The organism is Pedococcus sp. P2_F6, assembly GCF_056403675.1.
In genome coordinates, this window is the sequence record NZ_JBFUEZ010000006.1 from 85,582 (window position 1) to 107,004 (window position 21,423).

The window sequence follows — 21,423 nt, forward strand, 5'->3', positions numbered from 1 at the left end:
CACCGAGGAGTGGTTCAGCCCTGCAGGGTCGCCTTCAGCGCGTGGACGAGGCCCGGTGCGATCTCGTCCCCGAGGGCGACCTTGTCGTCGCGGTCGTTGGCGCGCTGGCGAAGCAGGCAGCGGCTCTGGCCGTCACGGGTGACGGCCACGAGCAGCCGGACGTCCTGGCGGTCCGGGTGGGACGCCAGCGCGTCGACGGCCGACTCGGTGTGCGCGGGCAGGTCGCGCTCGGCCTCCGGCGGGACGACGATGCGCTCGACGGCCAGGGCGGCGCCCACGACGCTGTCCGGCCACGCGATCCCCCCGAGCAGGCTCTCGAGGTTGGAGGTCGGCGGCAGGTCCTCCTGCTCGATCGCGCTCAGGGCGCCCTCGGCCAGGTCGGAGCCCCGCATCTGGGCGCGCAGGTGCGGCTCGCGCTCGAGGAGCTCAGCCGTGGGGACGAGCGCGAACAGCCGCGGGTTCTGGTCCCACCCGGAGGCTGCGACGTGGCGTTCGGTGTCCAGTGCGGCGATGGACAACGGGTCGGCGACGGGTTGGGAGTTCTGGGTCACGCGCCCATGGTGCCCCATGGCGAGTGGTCGCCGGCCACGCGGCATACCCAGGGCTTGCACAGCTGGTGCCGACACGTGTCCGACGTGCGCGTGGGAACCACCTGGGCGGTCGGTAAGTTGGACCACTACAGCAGGCGGCCTCGCTGGGCGGTCGCACGGCAGATCGGGCGTGGCGTGAGTTCATCTGAGTGGTTCGGCCAGGGCGATTCGGGCGCCGAGGGCGCCCGTCCCGAGGGCACTCCGCGCGGGTCAGGGTCGGGAGCAGGTGGCCGCCGTCCTCCGTCGCTGTCCTTCAACCGGCGCCGTGGGCCGTTGGTCCCGACGGTCGTGATCCTCGTCGTCCTCGGCTTCCTGGTGTCGATCATGGCGTCCGTGTGGACCGAGGTCCTGTGGTTCCACTCGGTGGGCTACGAGGGTGTCTTCGTCACGCAGCTCACGACCAAGATCCTGCTGTTCGTCGTGGGGTTCGTGCTCACGGCGGGAGTGGTGGCGTCGAGCCTGCTCGTCGGCTACCGCACCCGACCGATCTATGCGCCGGTGACGCCGCAGCAGCAGAGCCTCGACCAGTACCGCGAGGCCATCGAGCCGTTGCGGCGAATCGCCATGTTCGCCATTCCCGGCATCCTGGGCCTGCTGGCGGGGACCGGTGCGGCGGGGCAGTGGAAGACGTTCCTGTTGTGGCGCAACGGCGTCTCGTTCGGCAGCAGCGACGCACAGTTCCACCTCGACCTGTCGTTCTTCGTCTTCACCCTGCCGTGGGTGCAGTTCCTGCTCGGTTTCCTCACGATGGTGCTGGTGATGGCCACCCTCGCCGCGGCCTTCACGCACTACGTCTACGGCGGGCTCCAGATCCAGGCCCGAGCGGAGCGCACGTCGCGGGCTGCCAGGACCCATCTCGCAATCCTCGTCGCGGCCCTGGTCCTGGTCCGGGCGGCGACCTACTGGTTCGACCGCTATGCGCTCGCGACCAAGGACTCACCCCTGCTGACGGGCATCCGCTACACCGATGCCCACGCGGTGTTGCCGACCAAGGCGATCCTCGCGGTGGCCGCGCTGATGACCGTCGGTCTGTTCATCGCCTCCATCTGGACCCGCTCCTGGCGGCTCCCCGTGGTCGGCGTCGCCCTGCTGCTGATCACCTCGATCGTCGTCGGCAGCATCTACCCGGCGCTCTACCAGCGGTTCAAGGTCCGCCCGTCGGAGAAATCCCTCGAACAGGTCTACATCGACCGCAACATCAAGGCGACGCGTGCTGCCTACGGCATCGCGAACGTCGACACCAAGGGCTACACCGCGACGACCGAGGCGAGCCCGGGTCAGCTGCGTGACGACGCGGAGACGATCCCGGGCATCCGTCTGGTCGACCCCATCGTGGTCTCCCCGACGTTCAAGCAGCTCCAGTCGGTCAAGTCCTACTACGCCTTCCCCGACGCCCTCGACGTCGACCGCTACAACATCAACGGCAAGATCAACGACACCGTCGTGGCGGTCCGTGAGCTGGACCTCGACGGCCTGCCGCAGAACCAGCGCAACTGGCTCAACGACCACACGGTCTACACGCACGGGTTCGGTGTGGTCGCGGCCTACGGCAACCAGCGTGGCGCCGACGGTCAGCCGGTCTTCTACGAGCAGAACATCCCCCAGATGGGTCCGCTGGGACAGTTCGAACCCCGGGTCTACTTCGGCGAGCAGTCGCCCACGTACTCCATCGTCGGAGGTGCGACGGGATCGCGGGCGCGTGAGTTCGACTACCCCGACGGCAGTGCAGCCGGACAGAAGAACAACACCTACACCGGCAAGGGCGGGGTGCCCCTCACGTCCTTCCTGCGCAAGGCCGCCTATGCGCTGAAGTACCGCGAGCTCAACTTCATGCTCTCCGACGCCGTCAACGACAGGAGCCGGCTGCTCGACCACCGCGAGCCGATCGAGCGCGTCCAGCGGGTCGCCCCCTGGCTGACCCTCGACGGCAACCCCTATCCCGCCGTGGTCGACGGGCGCGTCCAGTGGATCGTCGACGGCTACACCACCACGGCCGACTACCCCTACTCACGGCTCACCGAGATCGACAGCGCGACGTCGGACTCGACCACCGCGAACTCGCAGTCGGTGCGCCCCATCGGCACCGGTCAGGTCAACTACATCCGCAACTCGGTGAAGGCCACCGTGGACGCGTACGACGGCTCGGTGAAGCTGTACTCGTGGGACGACAAGGACCCGCTGCTCAAGGCGTGGTCCAACGCGTTCAAGAACACCGTGCTGCCGATGAGCGAGATCAGCGGCGACCTGATGTCGCACCTGCGCTACCCCGAGGACCTCTTCAAGGTGCAGCGCACGATGCTCAACCGCTACCACGTGACCGATGCCGACTCGTTCTACGGCGCCGGTGACTTCTGGGAGGTGCCGGAGGACCCCGCCCAGGAGGGCAACGTCGACCAGCCGCCCTACTACCTCACGCTCAAGATGCCCGACCAGACCGGCGCACGCTTCTCCCTGACGACGACCTTCAAGCCCATCGGCGACCGGCAGGTGCTGTCCGGCTTCCTGGCGGTCGACGCGGATGCCGGGTCCACCGACGGCAAGCGCAGCGACGACTACGGCACGCTGCGACTGCTCACGCTGCCCAAGGACAGCCAGGTGCGAGGGCCGGGCCAGGTGCAGAACGACATCAACTCGTCGAACGTCACCTCGCCCGACTCGACCCTCAACCTCAGCCAGTTCCTCAACAACGCGCGGCAGACCGGGTCCCAGGTCACCCTGGGCAACCTGCTCACCCTCCCTGTCGGCGGTGGGCTGTTGTACGTGCAGCCGATCTACGTGCGGGCCCAGGGCACGTCGGCGTTCCCACTCCAACGGGCCACGGTCGCGGCCTTCGGCGACAAGCTCGCCTGGGCCTACACCCTGGACGGCGCGCTGGACGGCCTGTTCGGCGGCAACTCTGGCGCCAGCGCCGGCGACTCCGGCTCCACGCCGACCACGCCCCCCACCACAGGAGGCGGCACGCCGACGACACCGACCACGCCCCCGCCGGCCGACGCAGCCGCGCTGGCCAAGGCGCTGGCCGACATCCAGGCGGCCTACGACGCGGGTCAGAAGGCGCTCAAGGCAGGTGACTTCGCGGCATACGGAACGGCCCAGAAGCAGCTCGCCGACGCCATCGGGCGCGCTGTGGCCGCCGCCCCGAAGGGCGGGTCGGTGACGGTCACGCCCACACCGTCATCGAGCACCACCACCCCGGCGCCCACCGCGACCTCGACTCCCTAGGGGCCTTGTCCGGACCCTGCGCCGCCCGATTTGGTTCCGGCGCAGGAGCTCCCGTAAGGTGGTGTCTACCGACGCGGGGTGGAGCAGCTCGGTAGCTCGCCGGGCTCATAACCCGGAGGTCGCAGGTTCAAATCCTGCCCCCGCTACTCAAGAAGTAGCAGGTCAGAGGCCCCTTCCAATCAGGAAGGGGCCTCTTGCTGTCGTCGTTTACCCCCGCCTGTAGCCAAAAGTGTAGCCAGCGGCAACAGGCGGCCCATGTGTCTCACTGCGTCTCACCGTGCCCAAAGCAGCTCGACGGCGAGGGTGACCGATGACCACAGTGGGTCCGAGGCCGTCCCAGCCGTCCGAGCGGCCGCGGCCGTAGGCGTGTGCGATGGAGTGGCCCCGCGCCCGCCGCGGTCCGGGACTTGGCGCGATGAGATGGGAGCGCGGCCGTGCCTTTGCGGCGGTAGGACGCAGGTCCGATCCGCCCTCAATGCGGCAAAGAGTGCTACCAAGCAGGCAGCATGGCCGTGGGTGTCTGGATTACAGACAAAACGAACGGAGAACTCCATGTCGCCAAGCGCGCCCGGGAACCATGGAGAAAACTGCGACGAAACCATTGCCCGGTTCATCGTCGAGAAGACCCTCGGCGTACGCGTCTGCTCCTACGACGACCGACGTGGCAAGAGCCTCCCCGACGCCATCATTCACCGAGCTGGCGGTGTGCCGCTCGAGATCGTGTCCGATCCGAACAAGGCAGACAATCAACTCGCCAATGCGCTAGAGAAGTTCGGCCGGCGCAAGCAGTACGCCGGGCTCCAGCACGGCTATTGGGTCTCGCTGACGTCCAAGGCCAGAGTCAAGGACCTGACATGGCTCGAGAACACGTTGCGTGATTTTGGGGACCCCGCCAAGCGCGACGAGGTGCCGAGGAGGACTGAGCAGTACGAGTTCATCGCGCCGTTCGACAAGTTCGCACCCGGTGAGGTCCGGTTCACGATCGGTTCCGGTGGAGGGCGACCCATCGCGGACGGCCCCAGCGTCGTAGCCGCAGCCTGCGCAGTCCTTGCCCGCCCCGGGTACGCGGACGTGCCAAAGAAGCTTGAGGAGTTCGGTGGCCCTGAGCGGCACGCCGTACTGACAGTCGACAGCGAGAACGACCCCGTCTTCGAGTGGCTTCGGGACGCAACGCCCGACGACGTTGCCCGACTGCCGCCGCCGCAGCTGGACCTCAAGATAACGCACCTATGGATAACGCCACGGTGGCTACCCGCGCTCACCCTCCATTGGGACCCGGCAACCGCGTGGCGAGGAACCGAGTGGGAGTGGGGCCACGTCTCCGAAGTACTCGACACATGGGACGACCCCTGGTGTGCCGAGGTCCACGCACCGCAGTGACTCAACGTCGGATCCCGTATGCCCCTCTACCCAAATCCGTTGCTCGGTGATCGACTCATGTCTGGACTGGGGTCGGGACCGAACTTCGCCCCGATCCATCGAGGGTCCATCGGTGGATCGGGGTTTAGAGATCGTGTTTGCATGGCCGCAGAGCATCTCGATGTGCCAGATGTAGGTGTTCGATCTGTCGCCCTTGCACAGGACTGTGAAGAACGGTTCTTTCCGCTTGTCGCTCAACCTGTCGGTCGCGTCGGGGAGACTGTAGTCGTGACGACCTGTTCCCAGTCGAAATCGACGAGGTGCGCAGATGCACGACGTAGGGGGAGTTGTATGGGTGAGCGCGATTCAGGTGCGAGCGCAGAGATGATGCGCGCATGACGGGCAAGAAGAGCACTGCGAAGCTCCATCACTATGTGCCGCAGGGGTATCTTCGGGGATTCGCGACGAGCCAAGAGCGCATCAGGGTCATGCCCCTTGACTGCTCCCGGGCGCCATACACGCCGAGCGTGAAAAACGTGGCTGCGCAGAACCACTTCCACACGGTCGGCGAGTTCGAAGAGCCAGATGCGTTCGAGAAGGTGCTTAGCGAAGTCGAGGCTCAGGCCCTCGGTATCATCAGGGGCTTTGCCAACGGCGAGTTTCCTCCTTCCGAGGAGAACAGGTGGGCCTTTGCCCACTACGTGGCCTTGCAAAGCGTGCGCGGGCCAGATACCCGGAGGACAACCGAGCACGTCCGCGCGACCATGGTTCGGCTGGAGGTAGGCGTCGGTGGTCGCAAGAACGTTGGTACTTGGATCCGTAAGAACCTTGGGTTCGATCCGTCGCAGGAGCAAGAGGATCGAATCTGGGACGAGGCCACCCAGCCCGGTGGACCGCCGATCGGATTCTCCAACCTGGCTCACATCCAGAACACAGTCGAGACCGCAGTCGAGCTGACGCCCTACCTTGCGATCCGTCCCTGGACACTCGTTCGCTTCGACCGACGCTCCCTCATAACATCGGATGCTCCAGTCAGCCTGGTGCGCCGACCGGATGACGAGCCATGGGAAGGAGTCGGCTTCGGGACGGCATGGGGCGTCACCTTCCCGCTCACTCGCAAGCTGGGGCTACTCATGAGTGATCCCATGGCGATGTTGGAGGGTGCCGGAGCGGAAGATCCGCGTGTCCAGCAGCTACGCGAGATGGTGCTTGCCGGACGGATCGACCGAATCCAGTCCGGGACCACAGCAATGGAGAAACTGTTCAACCTGCACACCGCGGAATCGGCTAGGGAGTATGTCTTTCACCACCCCGAGGACGAGCGGTACGTGCCTGTCAATCTGCCCGAGCCGGACCTGGTCAACATCAAGCCGATGGGTGGTCTCGTTGATATGGATTTTGACGGTGAGCCGCTGTTCGCATCCGATTGACGTGAGATCAATCTGACGGAAGTTGGCGTGCGGAGCACCGGGTTGGCCTCGCCCTTCACCCAGACCGACCTCCGACACGACCACTACACCCTCATATGTGATGAGCCCAATTATCGGCGGATCGAACCCGCGTCGATCTGGGCGCCAAGCAGCAGCATCGGGGCACGCCCGCGATGTGCGGAGAGACGCTCATCCGTCCTGATCGGCGCTTCGGGTCCTTGGGGAGCCATTCTGATGGCACTGGCGTGACCCCTTCGGAGTGGTCCACCCGTTGTGAGAGTCCAAGAGCCCACACTGTGGGCGAGGAGGACGATCACGATGAAGCGACACCGGCACACCCCCGAGCAGGTGGTCCGCAAGCTGCGTGAGGGCGAGCGGATTCTCAACGACGGCAAGGACTTGACCGAGGTGCTGCGCACCCTGGAGATCTCCGAGGCGACCTGGAACAGGTGGCGGTCCCAGTACGGAGGGATGAAGGCGTCCGAGGCGAAACGCCTGAAGGAGCTTGAGTCCGAGAACGCCCGGCTCAAGAAGCTGGTGGCCAACCAGGCCCTGGACATCGACATGCTCAAGGAGCTGGCCGAGGGAAACTTCTGACCCCGGACCGTCGCCGCCGTGCCGTGGGGCATGTGCGGAATCGGTTCGGGGTTTCCGAGCGTCGGGCCTGCCGGGTCGTCGGCGCGCACCGGTCCACCCACCGGCTGCCCCGGCGAGCCCGGCCCGATGAGGAATCTCGGCTGCGGGCCGAGCTGCGCCGGATCGCCCRGGCGCACCCGCGGTGGGGGTGGCGGATGGCGTACCGGCTGCTGCGCCGCGACGTCACCAAGGCGTGGACGTCGGTGAACCACAAGCGAATCCAACGACTGTGGCGGCAGGAGGGCCTGCGCCGCCCGGTCCGCACGAGGAAACGCCGCCGCGTCAGCCCCGACAACGGTGAGCGGCTGCGCGCCGAGCGTCCGAACCAGGTCTGGGCGCTGGACTTCCAGTTCGACGAGACCACCGACCGGCGCCGCCTGAAGTCGCTGCACGTCGTCGACGAACACACCCGCGAAGCGCTGGCGATGCGAGTCGGGCGCACCGGCACCTCCGACGAGGTCGTCGAGGTGCTCATCGACCTCGTCGCGGTCCGCGGCGCACCCGAGCACCTGCGGATGGACAACGGCCCGGAGATGATCGCCTGGGCCCTGCGCGACTACTGCCGCCTGGCCGGCACCAGAACCGCCTTCATCGAGCCCGGCTCACCGTGGGAGAACCCGTTCGTCGAGTCCTTCAACAGCCGGGCCCGCGACGAACTGTTCAACATCGAGGAGTTCGCCACGCTGCTCGAGGCCCAGGTCGTTGTCGAAGCCTGGCGGATCGAGTACAACACCTACAGGCCGCACTCCTCCCTCGGGGACCTGACCCCGGCGGAGTACGCGGCCAGCTGGACCAGCACCACCCAACCAGCACTCTCATAGCGGTTGGACCACATCACGGGGTCCCGTCAGCACATTGACGCCCACGCTAGGACTCGAGAGCCCGTTCGATCAGCTCGGAAACAGATCGTGCTAGCTCGCGGTCCTTGCCAACCGACCGGTGGGTGTAGATCTGGAGGGTGATCGAGGTGTTGGCGTGGCCCATCCGATCGCTGAGCATCTTGGGATCGACGCCGGCGTCCATGGCAAGGGTCGCGTAGGTATGGCGGACGTCGTGCAGCCTGATCCGAGGAACGCCGGCGCGGTCCACTAGTCGGTTGAAGCGACGCGTCAGCGTGTCTGGATGGAGACGTACGCCGTCCGGCCGCACGGTGATGAAGTCATGGTCTGGGTAGCTGGCCCCGAAGGCCTCGCGTTCGGTGTCGATCAGCTCCAAGTGGCCGAGTAGGTGCTTCATGGTGAAGTCGTCAAGCGACAGCGTGCGCCTCGCCGCTGCCGTCTTGCCGTCTGAGTCGGCGGCTCGTCCATCCACCACGACGCGGGTGTCGGCCACCACGAGGGTCTCCTCCTCGAGGTCTAGCCAACGTCGACGGATCCCGGCCAGCTCGGAACGACGCATTCCGGTGGTGGCGGCTAGAACCCACAGCCCGGCATACCGGTCCTGGAGCGCGACGCGGAGCCAAGCGGCGAGTTCATCGGTGGTCCAGGGCGCGGCTGTGCGCTCGATCTGAGGGGTCGGCCGGGGAAGCACAGCGTGATGCGTCGGGTTCGCTGTCAGGTAGCCCCATGCCACCGCATCGTTGAAGGCTCGGTGAAGCATCCTGTGAATGTTGCGGACGGTCTTCGGTGCCAGGCCGCTGCCTCGGCCCTTGGGGACCCTGCCGCGACGGAACCGCATGAGCGCGGACCGCGCGGCGTCTCGGGAGACGCCACATCGGTCGGCGATTTCGGTCGGACGAGGACCAAGGCCGCCCCGTTCGTCCATGTGGGCCGACCAGTACTCGTAGACCCGAAGACTCGTGTCCTTGCGCTTGCGACCGCTCTCACTCAGGTGCCGATAGAACGCGTTGAGGACCTGAACCGTGACATCGCCCAACCACCGCTGGCCGATGGTGGGAGCCACGTAGTCCTCGACCATGTCTCGGTAGCTGGCGAACGTCGATGGCTTCAGTGATGGTCGCACTGAGTCAAGCCACTCCTGAAGGAACACCTCGGCTCTCACTCGCTTGGCATGGGGAGCACGGCCGACGTCAAGTTGCTTCTTGGCCTCCACGGCCGCAGTCCAGGCTTCCTGCTCGGTCGGGAAGCCACCCTTGTATGACCGCTTCCGGCTCCCGTCGAGCGTCGCCCGATCCCGCTCCACCTGGTAGGCCCAGGCCTTGCCGCGCTTGTACACGGCGACGCCGGGAAGGGTGCGACGGCTCATGCAGCCTCCCCGCCGTCGAGGAACGCCTTGAGCTTGTGGGTTACCACGAATACGCGACCGCCTAGATGACGCGTCGGCAACTCGCCAGCAGCGGCGAAGCGGTAGGCGCTGGCTCTGCTCAGCCCTAGGATCTTTGCAGCCTTGGGTACCGAGATCAGTGCTGGTAGTTGCTCCAAGTCCATCATGGTGTTCTCCATGTGAGTGTTCCGCGGGTTGACCTTGCAGCCGCCTTGTCGGGGCTCGCTCTCCCCCCGTGTACCGGGGAGTGGATACACCATCTGAATGGAATGGGCACGACCGTCGACGCCCGCGACTTACAGCTCAGGGGCAAGACCGAGGGAGGTCGTCACCGCGGGAGCCCTCGTCCAGCGGGGGAGCCTCTGCAACTCGGGAGGGACCGTGCTGACCACGGTGGCAGCCGCGTTCGCGGCGTCGTGAGCGACCGACCTCAGATCCTGGATCTCCTTTGGTAGCACGGGAACGAACCGGCCCAACTGTCTTGCCTGGAGACGTTCAGCGGCACTGGGCAGGATCCTGGCGGGGGCGTAGAGAAGCTCCGATCTCGTGAGCGAATAAGGGAGGTGTCGCGCTTCGTGTGTGATGTCGGCGATCTCGCCCAATGCATTGGCCAGCTCGTTGCAGGCGGCAATCCGCTCACCGGCTGTGAGGTCGCACTCGGACCCTCCGTCGACCAACCTCTGGTCGAGCACCTCCAAGACGCCGTGGACATTCCGGGTGGCTGAAGCGAACTCCCGTCCGGGCTTCACGGCTGTTGTCACGTTGCCCCATTTCTCTTGGAGCCGACGCTGGCTCACGGCAGCCTCGCGAAGGCAGTCCTGGGCCTCGTGGTGCTCGACCGTCCCCGCCTGAATGGAGCCGAGCATCCTCGCGGACACGGCGTAGATGTGCAGGCTCTGATTGGCGATGGCTCGAAGCGAGTCTGCGCTGGGGATACCGCGCCGGACCTCGGCGCGCGCGCAATCAGCCCACGAGCGAAGGGCAGACTGCAGCTCGTCGTTGAGGCCGGGACTCGTCGGCCCAGCGATGAAACTCGCGACGCGGCTGAGGCTGTCGCTCTCCACTCGCTGGCTTAGCTGGTCTAGGGAGCGCTCGGCGTACTTGGCCAGCTCGAGGGCCTGGTCAGCGGTCGCAGTCGGAAGGCGCGACACAGAGTCACGAGCTGCCATCACCGTGACGGTCAGGAGCCTGGCCATGACAGGGCTGAGCTGCGCGTCGGTGCCCAGAGGATCGTCCTGGACGCCGAAACTCTGGCGTCGCCGGTGCAGTGTGATCAGGTCCGCGGTTGTTCCCAACATGGTGCTCAGGCGATCCAGCGGGTGGGTGCTTGTCGCATTGGCGGGCACGACTTCCGCCGCGTCGAAGAGGTCCGCGGCCCCGATCACGTAGGCGCCGGTGTCGAGGACCCCAGGGAGCTGTGATCGGTGCAGACGCCCTAGCACGGTGTCAACGCCGACTCCGAGCTGTGTGGCCGCCTCCCTCACCGTGTACCTGGTCTCGGGCGCGGCGAACTGTGGCGCCCTCGGGAGGTTGCGCGCTATCTCGCGTGGGCGCGAGGCGATTGTGTTGCTGACTCGACGGCCAACCAGTAAGGGATTGGCCAATTCGCGCATCAGCCGATGAGTGGTGGCCTCGAATGTGGTCCATTGCTCGGTGGTCGTGGGTTGGTCGGAGAAACGCAGGCCCCGGGCCAGGGACTCGGCCCGGGCGATGAGATCAGGGAGCGTCGTGACGGTCATCGCGCCGCGTCCTTCGATGCGATCCCCGCGCGAAGGGCTTGCAGGTCGCCGATCCACTCAAGGACATCGGGAAGCTGAGCCCCGTTGACCGTCTCGAGGAGGGCGAGGGCGGCGTCGAGGTGCTTAGTCACGTCCAGGTCGTCTGGTTCCGCGGCGGCGCGAATCGAAGGGTCGAGACCTCCCCTGATGAGGTGCAGCTGGCCAGCCAACGGGAGCCAGGGCGAGAACACGTCGTCTCCGGCCCGCCGTTCCAACTCGCAGGCCGCTAGGTCGATGTGGACACAGGCCCGCGCGATGACAACCGATGCGGGCTGCGCGTCAACGTGGTCTGATTCGATGCGACTGGGCATGCGAACTCCTTCTTGGTCAGGTGTGCCGAGAATGTGACTGGGACTTCGACCATCGACCCACGAGGTCTCCGTCGCGCCGTCAGCTCAGAGATCTGGGGACAACTGCGGCGGCCTCATGTCCGGGACGGCCGTGAGCCGCGTCGTTGGGCCGCGCAGACGAGCGCTACTGATGAAGCCCTCGAGGACCGGTCCAAACGTGGCTTCGTGATTCCAACCCCGGACGGTCATCTCATGCGATGCCTGACTCACGAAGTCATGCAAGTCGTGACCAGTGAGGTCCTTGCCGATCGCAGCAAGGATCTTGATCGCTTCCCTAGGGGCACGCGGGTCGCCTTCGAGGAACAGCCTCACCAGGTCTCGAGCGGGGACCCGCGGACACACCTCAGCAGGATCGCTGCGGCGGTCGGTTCGTGGATCGAATGCGGCGAGCCCGGCGGTGCCGTGTTCTGAAAGCCAGTCCGCAGGGTCGATCCCCTCGGGCAGTTTCACCGTCAGCGCAGGTTTCCCAGCGTCGAGGCACAAGGCCTTGAGCCAGCGATCCGTTCCCTCGCGCCCTGCACGGTCCCCGTCAAGGGCGATGACAGGGGGAGAAGGGTGCAGCGCGATCACGGACTCTGCTTGCGACGCGGACACGGTCACCCCGCTGGTCGTGAAGGGAGCAAACAAGTGGGTATGCCGGGCGGCCGCCGCCGCGGCGACCGCCAGCGCATCCAGCGGTCCCTCCACGATGACGACCGTCGCGTCAGCGGACAGGGGGCCGCTCCACGGCGCGTAAAGCGCCGCACCCTTGTCAAAGATCGGCGTGCGGCGAAGGTTGAGGTACTTGGGAATCTCGGCTCGGCCGGTCGTGTCGCGCCCGATAAACCCATCGATGCGCGTCCCCTGCGACCGCACCGGAACAACCAGTCGGTCGCGGTAGGTGTCGATGTGGCCGCCGGATCTGGTGGGGCGGGCGAGGTCGAGTTCCTCGAGCTCGGCGATCGAGACTCCCCGGGCGATGAGGTACGTCGTGAGTCCCGTCCAGCGGTTCCCCGTATGGCCGACAACTGGCTCGCCAGCTCGACGGGCAAGCGCGCGTACCTCGATGCCGCGCGTGCCCAGGTAATGCGTGGCTCGGGCCTCGCGGGCAGGAGCGGTGAAGTATTCCCACGCCATCCGATTCACTGCGTGAGCTCGGGCCGTCCCCGTTACGAAGGCAGGTCGCGTTGATCCGGACGCTGCCCGGTGAGCAGTCGCCGCGGTCGGCGGTGCCGTCGGCTGTCCTTCTAGACGTTCGACCGCCTGCACGAAGGAGATGCCGTGCAACTGTTGGACGAAGTCGATTACGTCGCCATGGGCTCCGCAGCCGAAGCAGTGGAATCGGTCGGCGACCCCGCCGACGGAGAGGGATGGCCGGCTGTCCTCGTGGAAGGGACAACATCCGATGAAGCCGCTTCCTTGTCGACGGAGTTCAACTCCGCTGGCCGCAACGACCTGTTCGATCGGGTGGGAGCGACGCATCGCGTCGAGGTCCCACCTGGCCGTGGTGCTCACAGCTCCGGGCCAGCGCTGGGGGCGTCCGCCGACGGACCAATCTGCAGGGTGACCAGCCGGGCGAACTCGGCGGCGGACATGTGGATGTCCGAGTCCAGGGCCCGACGGAAGGCAGCCTCGACAGCGGCCGTGGGGACGTCGAGCCCGATGAGCGCGTACTCGTCCCAGGTTGCGTCGTAGGCGTAGAGGGCGCCAGCTGGCGCCTCCTCGATCCTGCGGTGCGAGATGCGCTGGTCGCTTCGTGGCCCCCACCGCATGCCGTAGTCGTGATCGGTCCCCGGGGTCGCGGCATACCGAGCCTTGAAGGCGTGTGCGCCGAGCCAGTCGAGCTCAGGAGCCTTCTGGTCCAGGCTGCGGGGCGCGTCCGTCGATGCCAGCCGAGCTAGTGCCGGGACCTCGACGCGGCCTTCCTCGAGGGCCCGCCCGAGGCGATCGGCCACCTCCAAGACCGGAGTGCCGTGGTTCAGGCAGGTCAGTTGAGCAGCGGACTGAAGGTAGGCGTTTCTCTGGCCGAGGCGATACCAGTAGTCGACGTCGTCGGCGCGATCGACGTTCTGGTGGGCGCGAACGGCGAGGTGAAGCAGGATCTCTACGGCGTCACGAGCGTTGTACGTCGCGGGCGCCCCCGAAGGCTGAACTCTGTTGGGGTGGCTGGGATGCAGACTCATCACCGATCTGCCTTTCGCAGCCGCGCGGGCCGATCCCGCGCTGTGATCCGGCTACGGGCCTACCGGTACAGAGTCAGCGCCGTCACCCGTCGCCGTGCTCCAGTTCGCCGGTCAGAGTCGTCCAACGCCTTCCGGTGTCAGCGTCGACGAACGCCGACCAGGCTTGGTCATCGACGACCAACGCCTGTGTGGGCGGCGTCCGGTGTTCGTGGACCGAGCACTGTGTCTTGGCGTTCAACTCGACGAGTCGGTGCTCGGTCTCTCTCAGGGCACGTGCAAAGTCCAGCGATCCGCTTGGTGACGCGCTGGGGTCAAAGGAGATCCGCTCGAAGTCGTGCAGTGCGGACAGGGTTTCGACAATCGAGTTGTGGTGGTACCAGCACGGCGGGATCGTCCTCGTGTCGAAGTCATAGCGGCCCGCCAATGCCTCAACCCACCCACGAAGGTCCGCCCAAGCGGATGGCGCGACATCGGGGAGCAGTGACGGCCAATGAACTGGGCCAGGGCCCTGCTCAGTCGGATCTGCTGGCACCCTGGATCACCGTCTCGAGTCGCCGGCGTGCGGCCTGAAGGTCCGTGGCGTCGTCTCGCTGGTGCCAGGGGCGCATCCTCAACACGATCGGTCGGGCTGACCGGTAGATGAGGACGGCCGTGCCGAATGGAAGCATCCTGAGTTGAGAGGAGTCGAGGATTGGCACCTGTCGTGTCGATGAGCTCCGTGACCTGCGCCCATCTGTTCCGGTGGACTCGCTGTACTGCCGTTCGTCCCGTTGGCCGATCAGACGGGAGAGGTCATCCAGGTCTCGCGCGTTGGAGCCTCCACCGAGGATGACCTTCAGAATGGCGGCGTCCCAGATCGCCGATGCCTCGTGCTCTCCCCAGACCGCGCGGGCCTGGGCGAGGGACTGCAGGACGACGGTGGTGGAGATGCCGGTACCGCCGCCTTCGGACATCAGCGAGGTCAGCGACGGCAAGGGATAGTTCGCCGCCTCGTCGAGGATCATGGACAGAGGTGGGTCGATCCGCGCTCCGGAGGACCGTGCTGCCATTCGTCTTGCGACCTCAGCCACATCCTCGACGAAGGCGCCGACGATCCCAGCCGTCGCGGACGCACCCGTCGATGTGCCGACCAGGAACACGGTGCCACGCCTGCGCAGGAAGACTTCCGGGTCGAACTGCTCGCCCGGGCCTGGGGTGAGCGCATTGAGCACCCGAGGGTCCGCAAGTGACGAGAACGCGATCGAGACCATGGCCCAGACGGAATCTCTCTGTCGTTGGTCCGCGGTCACGATCGACTCCAGTGCCTGGTGCCAAGAGGTGGCGGCACGGGGATCCGACGCCAGGATCATGACCGCCTCGTGGGCCTGAAGGGCAGACAGGGACCAGCGGTAGAGGTCTGCCGCCCCCAACCGAGCCAATGCCGCCGCATGCAGGAGGCATCGCACGGCCTGCTCAGCAGAGGCCTGCCAGAAGTTGGCGTCGGTAGTGCCAGAAGCCGCACCGGATGTCAGCGCCTTCGCTCTCACCATGGCCACGTGCGGGTCCTCACAGCCACGGACCGGGGACCACCGGGTCGCCGAGTCGATGCCGGGCGCGAGCCCCTGCGGGTCGAAAACGGCAACGGGTCCCACCATTGCCCTGGCCTCGAGGCAGGCTGTGAGGTTGTCTGGGCGGGTCGAGGTGGTGATGACCCCTCCGGGCGCATCGAGGATTGCGTTGATGACCAGGTGTAGCCCCTTTCCCGACCGCGGAGGGCCGAGGACCACGATCGAATCCTCAACAGTGGCAAAGCACGTCACTCCACGCGCTTCACCCAGGGCATGCCCCAGGTCCTCGATGCGGGGCGTACTCAGGCCGGGCCGCAGCTGCCCCGCGCGGGTCTTGAGAGCGCGACGCCCCGCCACCTTGTCGCACTCAGCTCGAGACGCCAGGCCCTCGGCGTGCCTCGGGTCCTGTTTGCCGTCGGCGTTGGTGCGCATGAGCCGCCAAGCCGCTGTGAGCACGGCGGCAACGACGACGAGGACCAGCCCCACGCAAGTCCAATAGAGCCCGGGGGGCCCGACGCCGTCACCCCAGGCGGCTGACGGATGGGCAGCCGCTGGGCCGAGCACCTGAATGGCCGCCTGCAGACTGAGCGAGGGTGGCTGACGGCGCCGGATGAGGGCGCTCAGGGCAGCGCCAAGCCACAGGACCACGACAAGCGCGCCCACGGTTAGGGTCGCCATGGCGACGAGCCTGTCGGAGCTTCCCAAGTTTGCACGACGTGAAGAGGTGGTGAACATGGGTGGTCACCGACGTCCCGGTTCAGGCATGGGTTGGCCCATTCGAGAATTTGTGTCGAAGAGCTCCAGCTCGCCGTCCGTGACGAGGTGGCGAATAACAAAAGCCCTTTGGCCCACTCGCCAAAGTGCTTCTCCCCGTTGCAGTTCCGGCAGTTCGTTGCGCTCTGTTGCCGATAGGCCGAGGACCGATGCCGTCCGCGGCGCCTCCGAGGTCTCCTGCTGGTAGATGATCTTCGTTGAGCAGTCGGCAAGCAGGCCTCGGGCCAGCGCACGCGACTCGGAGTCCTCACTGCCGACGGCTTCGAGGTCGGAGAGTCGGTGGATGATCATGAGGTTGGCGATGCCAAGGCCGCGCGACAGCTTCCACTGCGACTGCATCCGGCTCAGCAGCGCGGGCTGCCTGATGAGTCGCCAGGCTTCGTCGTAGATGACCCAGCGCTGGCCACCGAGAGGGTCGGACAGCGCGGCCTCCATCCATGCGGACGCGCAGGCCATCACCATGGCGATGAGCTGGTCGGAACCGGAGATCCGCGAGAGGTCGAGAGTCACCATCGGAAGACTCGGGTCGAAACGGACGGTCGACTCACCGTCGAACAGCCCAGCCAGGTCGCCGGAGACCAGCCGACGCAGCGCATGCCCGATGTCGCGACCGTCTGTGAGGAGCTGCTCAACCGTCGCGCCAGCCTCTCCCCGCGTTGGGTTAAAGAGCGCCTCCACCACCGCGGGAAGGGTGGGCGCGTTCGCGCCATCGACGACCGTTCGGAGTGCATGGTCCAGCGCGGTGTGCTCGACGGCCCCCATTGGCCTGTTGAGAGCGGACTCGACAAGCGCGCCGAGAAGTGCCCGACGACGAGTCGCCACGAGAGCGCGCCATCCCGCGTCCTGGATGTCTAACGGGCGAGGCCCTTCGTCCAAGGGGTTGAGGCGGTTGCCGGTGCCGTTGCCGAGTTCGATGGCGACGCCGCCCACGGCCTTCGCGACTACTGTCCATTCGCCCTTGGGGTCGCCCGGCACGTAGACCTTGCGACCGGTGGCGATCGAACGTGTTGCCAAGGACTTGGCCAGCATGGACTTGCCACGACCTACGACACCGGCCAGGAGGCAGTTGGGATTGGTGAGCGTCCCGTCCTGGTAGAGCACCCAAGGGTCGAAGCAGAAGCCACCGCCCGACCAGGCGTCCTGTCCCACGAAAGTGCCCTGACTGCCAAGGCCGCCTTCGGCGAGGAAGGGATAGGCGCCGGCGAGGACCTCCGATGTCGCCCGGTGCGCGGGCAGCCTCAGGTGCTTGTGGGATCGCAATGACTCAGCGAAGGGCTCACCCTTCCGGCCAAGGGTCTCGGGGCCCGTCCCGTCCTTTCCGCTTCGCGACCTTTGGGAACGTCGACGAGCGCGCCGCCTTGCCTGCTTCTCCATCTCGCGTGCTCTGCGAGACTGCATGCGCCTCTCGCGTCGCGGATGGCGGGGCGGGGTGAAGAACGTCGCCGCGTGGACGCGGTGCCGGCTGGACATTTCAGTGCACCTTTCGTGCGAGGGGCAGGGCGGCCGTTGCGAACGCTCGAGCCTGTTGGCCAACGAGGAGTCGGGTCTCGCAGAGGGCCTGGGTTGCGGCCCGCTGCATCTGGCTGACGGCGGCATCGAGTTCGTCCTTGGTGGGTGCGGTGACTGCGATCAGGCCGGTGAATTTCATGTCGGCATGGCCGCTGATCAGGGCCCTCTCGCGCTCGTTCACGTCGGCGAGCTCTTGGACATCGGCAAGGTCCTCGATGAAGCCGACGCGCGCCTTCTGGGCCGAGTCGGTGGCGTACTCGACCTTTGCCTTGCGGATGTCGCGCATGGCTGCGGCTGTCGAGAGAGGGGTCGCCGTGAGCGAGATGGTCTTGCGAATCCCAGGAGCGAAGACAAGTGCGTGCAGGAATTGCGGTGGCACGTCGGTCCGCGGCCACTCGCTGATCCAGAGGACGGCCGAGAATCCGGTGTCGTGGCGGAGGTGGTCCCAGTGCTCTTCGACCGCGATCGGCCCGGCCGTCGAGGGATTCCTTCCGAGGTCTGTGCCCGCAATGGCGTCCCAGCCTGTCGGGTCGTACGCGCTGCGGAGCACGCCGGCCAGCTCCGACGGCCCGAGCCAGCCCGCCAGCCGCAGCTCCGCTGCTCGGAGGCTCGAGTCGAATGCGCTCATGTCCTGCGCAAGGACGGCAGCAGCCCCGCGCACGCCGCGGCCGGCATCCTTCACGGCCTTGCCGGCTCGCTTCATGTCCAACGAGACTGCGACGAGAGTGCGGTGGGTCGACGCCGCTGGTGCTTTGGTCTTCATCAGTTCGTCGTACTGAGCGACGGCCCACTCGGACCGGCCATCGCTTCGGTGGCCTTCCCACCAGTCGCACATGCCCTTGCCGCTGTCCGGCCGAGTGGTCTCGAGAATCTGGATGCGTGCGCATGATCCCGAGGACGCCAACCCCCCAAGGGCCCGGCCCCAGCCGTGGACCCGATGAGCTTGCTCGTCCGGGGAGAGGAGGACGTATGCCGGGTGGGTCACCTGGGCGACCGCCGTCAGGGTGCGCTCGTGCGGGTCGTGCACCATCACCGCCCCGGTGCCCGGGTCCTCCAACCAGCGCAGGGCGGCTGCGTCGCCTGGGAGGGCAAGCGTTCCGGCCGGGCGTGGCGCTCCCGGTCGCGCGGCATACGTCGTCTGACGCTCGAGGCGACGGGCCAGGAAGTGCGCAGCAGTGGGAGCCGTCTCGGCCGCAGGCCGCCCGGCCCACGGAACGAAGGCCGCCCCGAGCAAGGTCGCCCAAACGGTGGCGGTCGATAAAACTCCGAGGAACCCGCCGATCAACAGGGAGGGCACGAACACCAACGCACTGCCGGCGATGCAGGTGACTCGGATGCCTGAGAAGCCGAGGAAGAGCCCTCGGGATGGGAGGCGTCCAAAGCGCACGGATCTTGTTGGTGAGGAAGCGATGTCAGTCACGGTTTCTCCTGAGCTCGGCGGTCACTGAGGCTTGGGCCGGTCCGGCCATTGGGTTGGGTCGTTCGGGGTGGCCTTCTGCACGCTGTTGATTGCCTTGTTCGTTGTGCCCTTGGCGCCCATCGCGGCACCGGTCGCGACCGCAGCGGTCAAGACCACGGGGTTCGCTGCCCCGGTCGCTGCCGTCCCCTTGACGAGCTGGGAGCCCTGATTGCCGCTGCCGCCGACGGCCTCTGGAGGCCGCCCCTTCTCAGTCAGGGCGCCAGCACCCTGGGATCCATTGGAGGCGGCGGGAGCCCTCTGGAACTTGCCGGCTGTGTGGTGCGCCTGGGTGTGCAGGTTGTTGACCTTTTGGGGCGCGGCAAGGGCCACGCGTGCGCCGCTGGGCGCCTGTGCGGCGACCGCGTGAGCGGAGTGGAGGCTGTCCCCGGCGAAGTGGAACATCTTGATCGCCACCCACGGAGCGAAGCCACCCATGAGCAGGATCAGCGCACCCGTCGCTACCTGGGTCAGTTCCTGCCCCGCGCCGGAGTGCGAGGCAAGGCCCGCTCCCTCTGTGACGGATACGCCGATCATCAGGATGACGACGAGCAGGAGTTTCGAGGCAATCATGGCCGACATGAACTCGACCCATTTGCGCACCCAGCCGCGAGTGATGTCGGCTGTCGCCCCGGAGAAGGCCAAGGGTGTGAGCACGGCCGCGATGATGATCATCATCTTTCGGACCATCATCGCGCCCCAGACAACCACGACGGCCGCGAGCACGACGAGTGAGAACAGGAGGACCAGCGCTGGGTTGCTGATGCTGGAAAGGTTGGCAATCGCGAGCCGGGCCCCGAGACCAGAAGCGTTGGTATCCATGGCGTAGCGGACAACGCCGTCGCTCAAGGAATCGACGGCGGCCAGGAGAACGCGGGTCGCTGTGAGTGCGAAGGCTGAGGCCACTAGTGAGATGAAGAGGCCATGCAGCGCGCGCCCCAGCCCGCCGGGCTCTCGGCGGAGAACTGACTTGATGATCTGGATGAGGAAGAGTCCGAGGCTGAGGACAACGGCTATGGCCGAGGTGGCCATCAGGTCCGTCCGAAGATGAGCGGAGTCGAGGTTGACCGTGGTCGCGGCGTCGATCTCCGTCCAGAGCCAGTTCGTCGCCTCGTTCGCCGCCTTGCTGAACCAGGCGGCAATGTTGGCGAAGGCGTCGTTGCTCGCCTGCTCGGCGAGGTCCCTGACGCGACAGGCGGGGTTGAGGGCGTTGGGGCCGGTGCAGCTCACGGTCAGCTCACCCGAGTGGACGTGTAGTTGACCAACGTGACGAAGCCGTACCCGGCGCGGGTGGGGGGACCCTCGAGATTGAGCAGGACGCTCACGCTGTACGTCGAGGTCTCGTCGGCTCCGTGGATCACGGTGACTTCCGCATCGACCTGACGGGCCGTGATGCCGGGATCGGTGATCTCGCCATTGGCCACCGCCATGCTCCACTCGTAGGGCTCTGACACCTTGACGATCGAGGCGGTTGAACTCGCGCCTCGCTTCGCCAGTGACTTCCAGCTGTCAGCGGAGGGAACAGGTGCCCGGCCGTTCACGCCGTCCTGGACTGATGCCACCGCGAGCCGCGACCGGAGAGTCGGAGGCAGCAGCCCGACGACAAGGGGCTCACTCGTGGTGGCTGCCTCGGACTGGATCCAGCGAAGACACTCGTCGCGAGGCCGTCGGTAGTCCTGGGTCAATAGCCGCTGCACGAATGCAGCGGCGTAGAGGTCCGGCTGCAGCTTCGCCGTGTCGGAGACAGGCGGATAGGCGGACGATGTCGCGGCGGGGGGCGGGACTACCGAGGCAATACGCGCCAGCGCGATGTCCAGGTCGGACTCCGCACGGGACGCAGCCGAGAGAGTTGCACGGTCCTGCATAGCGGTGCGCGGCGCTGGCTGAACCCCCACGTCCGACGGTGGCCGTGGCGTCGAGCCGTCCGCAATGAATAGACCCGCGCACGCAAGCAGGGTTGCGGTGGCGAACAGTCCAACTATCGCGACGAAGCGGTAGCGATGGATCGGGAGCCGAGGAGTCATGACAGGTGGCTGCCCTGTGCGTTGAAGAAGTTCACGAGGAAGGTGGCACCGCCGACGAGGAAGGAAGCGGCGAGCGCGACGAGAACGCCTGACTTGCCCTTGCCTGCGACGTGGGGGTTGCCCGAGTGGGCTCCGATGGCCCAGGCGATCGCGGAGATCGCGATCCCTGCGACGGAAGCCACGAGCCCGAAGGTCAGGAGCGCGCCCACGATGTTCTCGAGGGCGGCAATGCCCGGCAGCCCTGAGCGGTTCGGCTTGATGTCGATGTAAGGGAACATGTTGTCCTTCGCTGTCGTGACCGAAGTGGTAGTTCTCTGCCGAAGTGGTAACCGCTGGGCGGGTACACCATGAGTTGCGGGGAGA

The 21,423-nt window shown here is 66.6% G+C and carries 18 protein-coding genes, 1 tRNA gene and 1 pseudogene; 5 read left to right on the plus strand and 15 right to left on the minus strand.

What is annotated here, in order from left to right; translation table 11 throughout:
• Nucleotides 1–14: 14 nt before the first annotated feature.
• Nucleotides 15–569, minus strand: a complete 555-nt coding sequence (locus AC1DWP_RS17170) for a PPA1309 family protein (RefSeq protein ID WP_477615756.1) — start codon at nt 567–569, stop codon at nt 15–17.
• 156 nt (nt 570–725) lie between these two features.
• On the opposite strand from AC1DWP_RS17170, the gene AC1DWP_RS17175 reads away from it, so the two are divergent.
• The 5 genes from AC1DWP_RS17175 (at nt 726) to AC1DWP_RS17195 (ending at nt 8,058) form a co-directional block, all read left to right on the plus strand.
• Complete coding sequence (locus tag AC1DWP_RS17175; protein WP_477615702.1) at nt 726–3,812, plus strand: UPF0182 family membrane protein; 3,087 nt, start codon at nt 726–728, stop codon at nt 3,810–3,812.
• Nucleotides 3,813–3,884: 72 nt separating this feature from the next.
• A tRNA-Met gene (locus tag AC1DWP_RS17180) sits at nt 3,885–3,958 on the plus strand.
• Between the two features lie 406 nt (nt 3,959–4,364).
• Nucleotides 4,365–5,192, plus strand: a complete 828-nt coding sequence (locus AC1DWP_RS17185; protein ID WP_477615703.1) for a hypothetical protein — start codon at nt 4,365–4,367, stop codon at nt 5,190–5,192.
• 374 nt (nt 5,193–5,566) lie between these two features.
• Entirely contained in the window at nt 5,567–6,601 is a 1,035-nt protein-coding gene (locus tag AC1DWP_RS17190) for a DUF4238 domain-containing protein (RefSeq protein WP_477615704.1), read from the plus strand.
• Between the two features lie 318 nt (nt 6,602–6,919).
• Nucleotides 6,920–8,058 (plus strand): IS3 family transposase gene (locus AC1DWP_RS17195; protein ID WP_477615705.1). Its coding sequence is split into 2 segments (ribosomal slippage): nt 6,920–7,181 and nt 7,181–8,058, totalling 1,140 coding nucleotides; the frame shifts between segments, so codons are not numbered across the junction.
• A gap of 46 nt (nt 8,059–8,104) precedes the next feature.
• On the opposite strand, the gene AC1DWP_RS17200 is transcribed toward AC1DWP_RS17195, so the two are convergent.
• The 14 genes and pseudogenes from AC1DWP_RS17200 to AC1DWP_RS17265 all read right to left on the minus strand — a co-directional run bounded on the left by AC1DWP_RS17200 (nt 8,105) and on the right by AC1DWP_RS17265 (nt 21,338).
• Nucleotides 8,105–9,442 carry a tyrosine-type recombinase/integrase gene (locus tag AC1DWP_RS17200; RefSeq protein ID WP_477615706.1) on the minus strand — a complete coding sequence of 446 codons (1,338 nt, stop codon included), beginning with the start codon at nt 9,440–9,442 and terminating at the stop codon, nt 8,105–8,107.
• On the minus strand, nt 9,439–9,639 hold the full coding sequence (locus AC1DWP_RS17205) for a helix-turn-helix transcriptional regulator (protein WP_477615707.1): 201 nt from the start codon (nt 9,637–9,639) through the stop codon (nt 9,439–9,441). The genes AC1DWP_RS17200 and AC1DWP_RS17205 overlap by 4 nt, the downstream gene beginning before the upstream one ends.
• A gap of 117 nt (nt 9,640–9,756) precedes the next feature.
• A complete protein-coding gene (locus AC1DWP_RS17210) occupies nt 9,757–10,944 on the minus strand; it encodes a hypothetical protein (RefSeq protein WP_477615708.1) in 1,188 nt (395 codons plus the stop codon).
• A gap of 251 nt (nt 10,945–11,195) precedes the next feature.
• The gene (locus tag AC1DWP_RS17215) at nt 11,196–11,549 is read right to left on the minus strand and encodes a hypothetical protein (RefSeq protein WP_477615709.1); all 354 of its coding nucleotides are present in this window, start codon (nt 11,547–11,549) and stop codon (nt 11,196–11,198) included.
• An 84-nt stretch (nt 11,550–11,633) separates the two neighbouring features.
• The gene (locus AC1DWP_RS17220) at nt 11,634–12,704 is read right to left on the minus strand and encodes a toprim domain-containing protein (RefSeq protein ID WP_477615757.1); all 1,071 of its coding nucleotides are present in this window, start codon (nt 12,702–12,704) and stop codon (nt 11,634–11,636) included.
• A gap of 123 nt (nt 12,705–12,827) precedes the next feature.
• Nucleotides 12,828–13,049, minus strand: a pseudogene (locus AC1DWP_RS17225) (CHC2 zinc finger domain-containing protein); the annotation flags it as partial.
• Nucleotides 13,050–13,078: 29 nt separating this feature from the next.
• The gene (locus AC1DWP_RS17230; protein WP_477615710.1) at nt 13,079–13,750 is read right to left on the minus strand and encodes a hypothetical protein; all 672 of its coding nucleotides are present in this window, start codon (nt 13,748–13,750) and stop codon (nt 13,079–13,081) included.
• An 82-nt stretch (nt 13,751–13,832) separates the two neighbouring features.
• Nucleotides 13,833–14,174 carry a hypothetical protein gene (locus AC1DWP_RS17235; RefSeq protein ID WP_477615711.1) on the minus strand — a complete coding sequence of 114 codons (342 nt, stop codon included), beginning with the start codon at nt 14,172–14,174 and terminating at the stop codon, nt 13,833–13,835.
• 88 nt (nt 14,175–14,262) lie between these two features.
• Nucleotides 14,263–15,975, minus strand: coding sequence for a type IV secretory system conjugative DNA transfer family protein (locus AC1DWP_RS17240; protein ID WP_477615712.1), 1,713 nt, complete (start codon nt 15,973–15,975; stop codon nt 14,263–14,265).
• A gap of 63 nt (nt 15,976–16,038) precedes the next feature.
• Nucleotides 16,039–17,100 carry an ATP-binding protein gene (locus AC1DWP_RS17245; protein WP_477615713.1) on the minus strand — a complete coding sequence of 354 codons (1,062 nt, stop codon included), beginning with the start codon at nt 17,098–17,100 and terminating at the stop codon, nt 16,039–16,041.
• A 442-nt stretch (nt 17,101–17,542) separates the two neighbouring features.
• Nucleotides 17,543–19,000 (minus strand): SCO6880 family protein, encoded by a 1,458-nt coding sequence (locus AC1DWP_RS17250; RefSeq protein WP_477615714.1) that lies wholly within the window; start codon nt 18,998–19,000, stop codon nt 17,543–17,545.
• 21 nt (nt 19,001–19,021) lie between these two features.
• Nucleotides 19,022–20,068 (minus strand): hypothetical protein, encoded by a 1,047-nt coding sequence (locus AC1DWP_RS17255; protein ID WP_477615715.1) that lies wholly within the window; start codon nt 20,066–20,068, stop codon nt 19,022–19,024.
• A 200-nt stretch (nt 20,069–20,268) separates the two neighbouring features.
• Nucleotides 20,269–20,490: a hypothetical protein gene (locus AC1DWP_RS17260; protein WP_477615716.1), complete on the minus strand. Its 222-nt coding sequence runs from the start codon at nt 20,488–20,490 to the stop codon at nt 20,269–20,271.
• A gap of 566 nt (nt 20,491–21,056) precedes the next feature.
• A complete protein-coding gene (locus tag AC1DWP_RS17265) occupies nt 21,057–21,338 on the minus strand; it encodes a DUF6112 family protein (RefSeq protein ID WP_477615717.1) in 282 nt (93 codons plus the stop codon).
• Between the last annotated feature and the right edge of the window lie 85 nt (nt 21,339–21,423).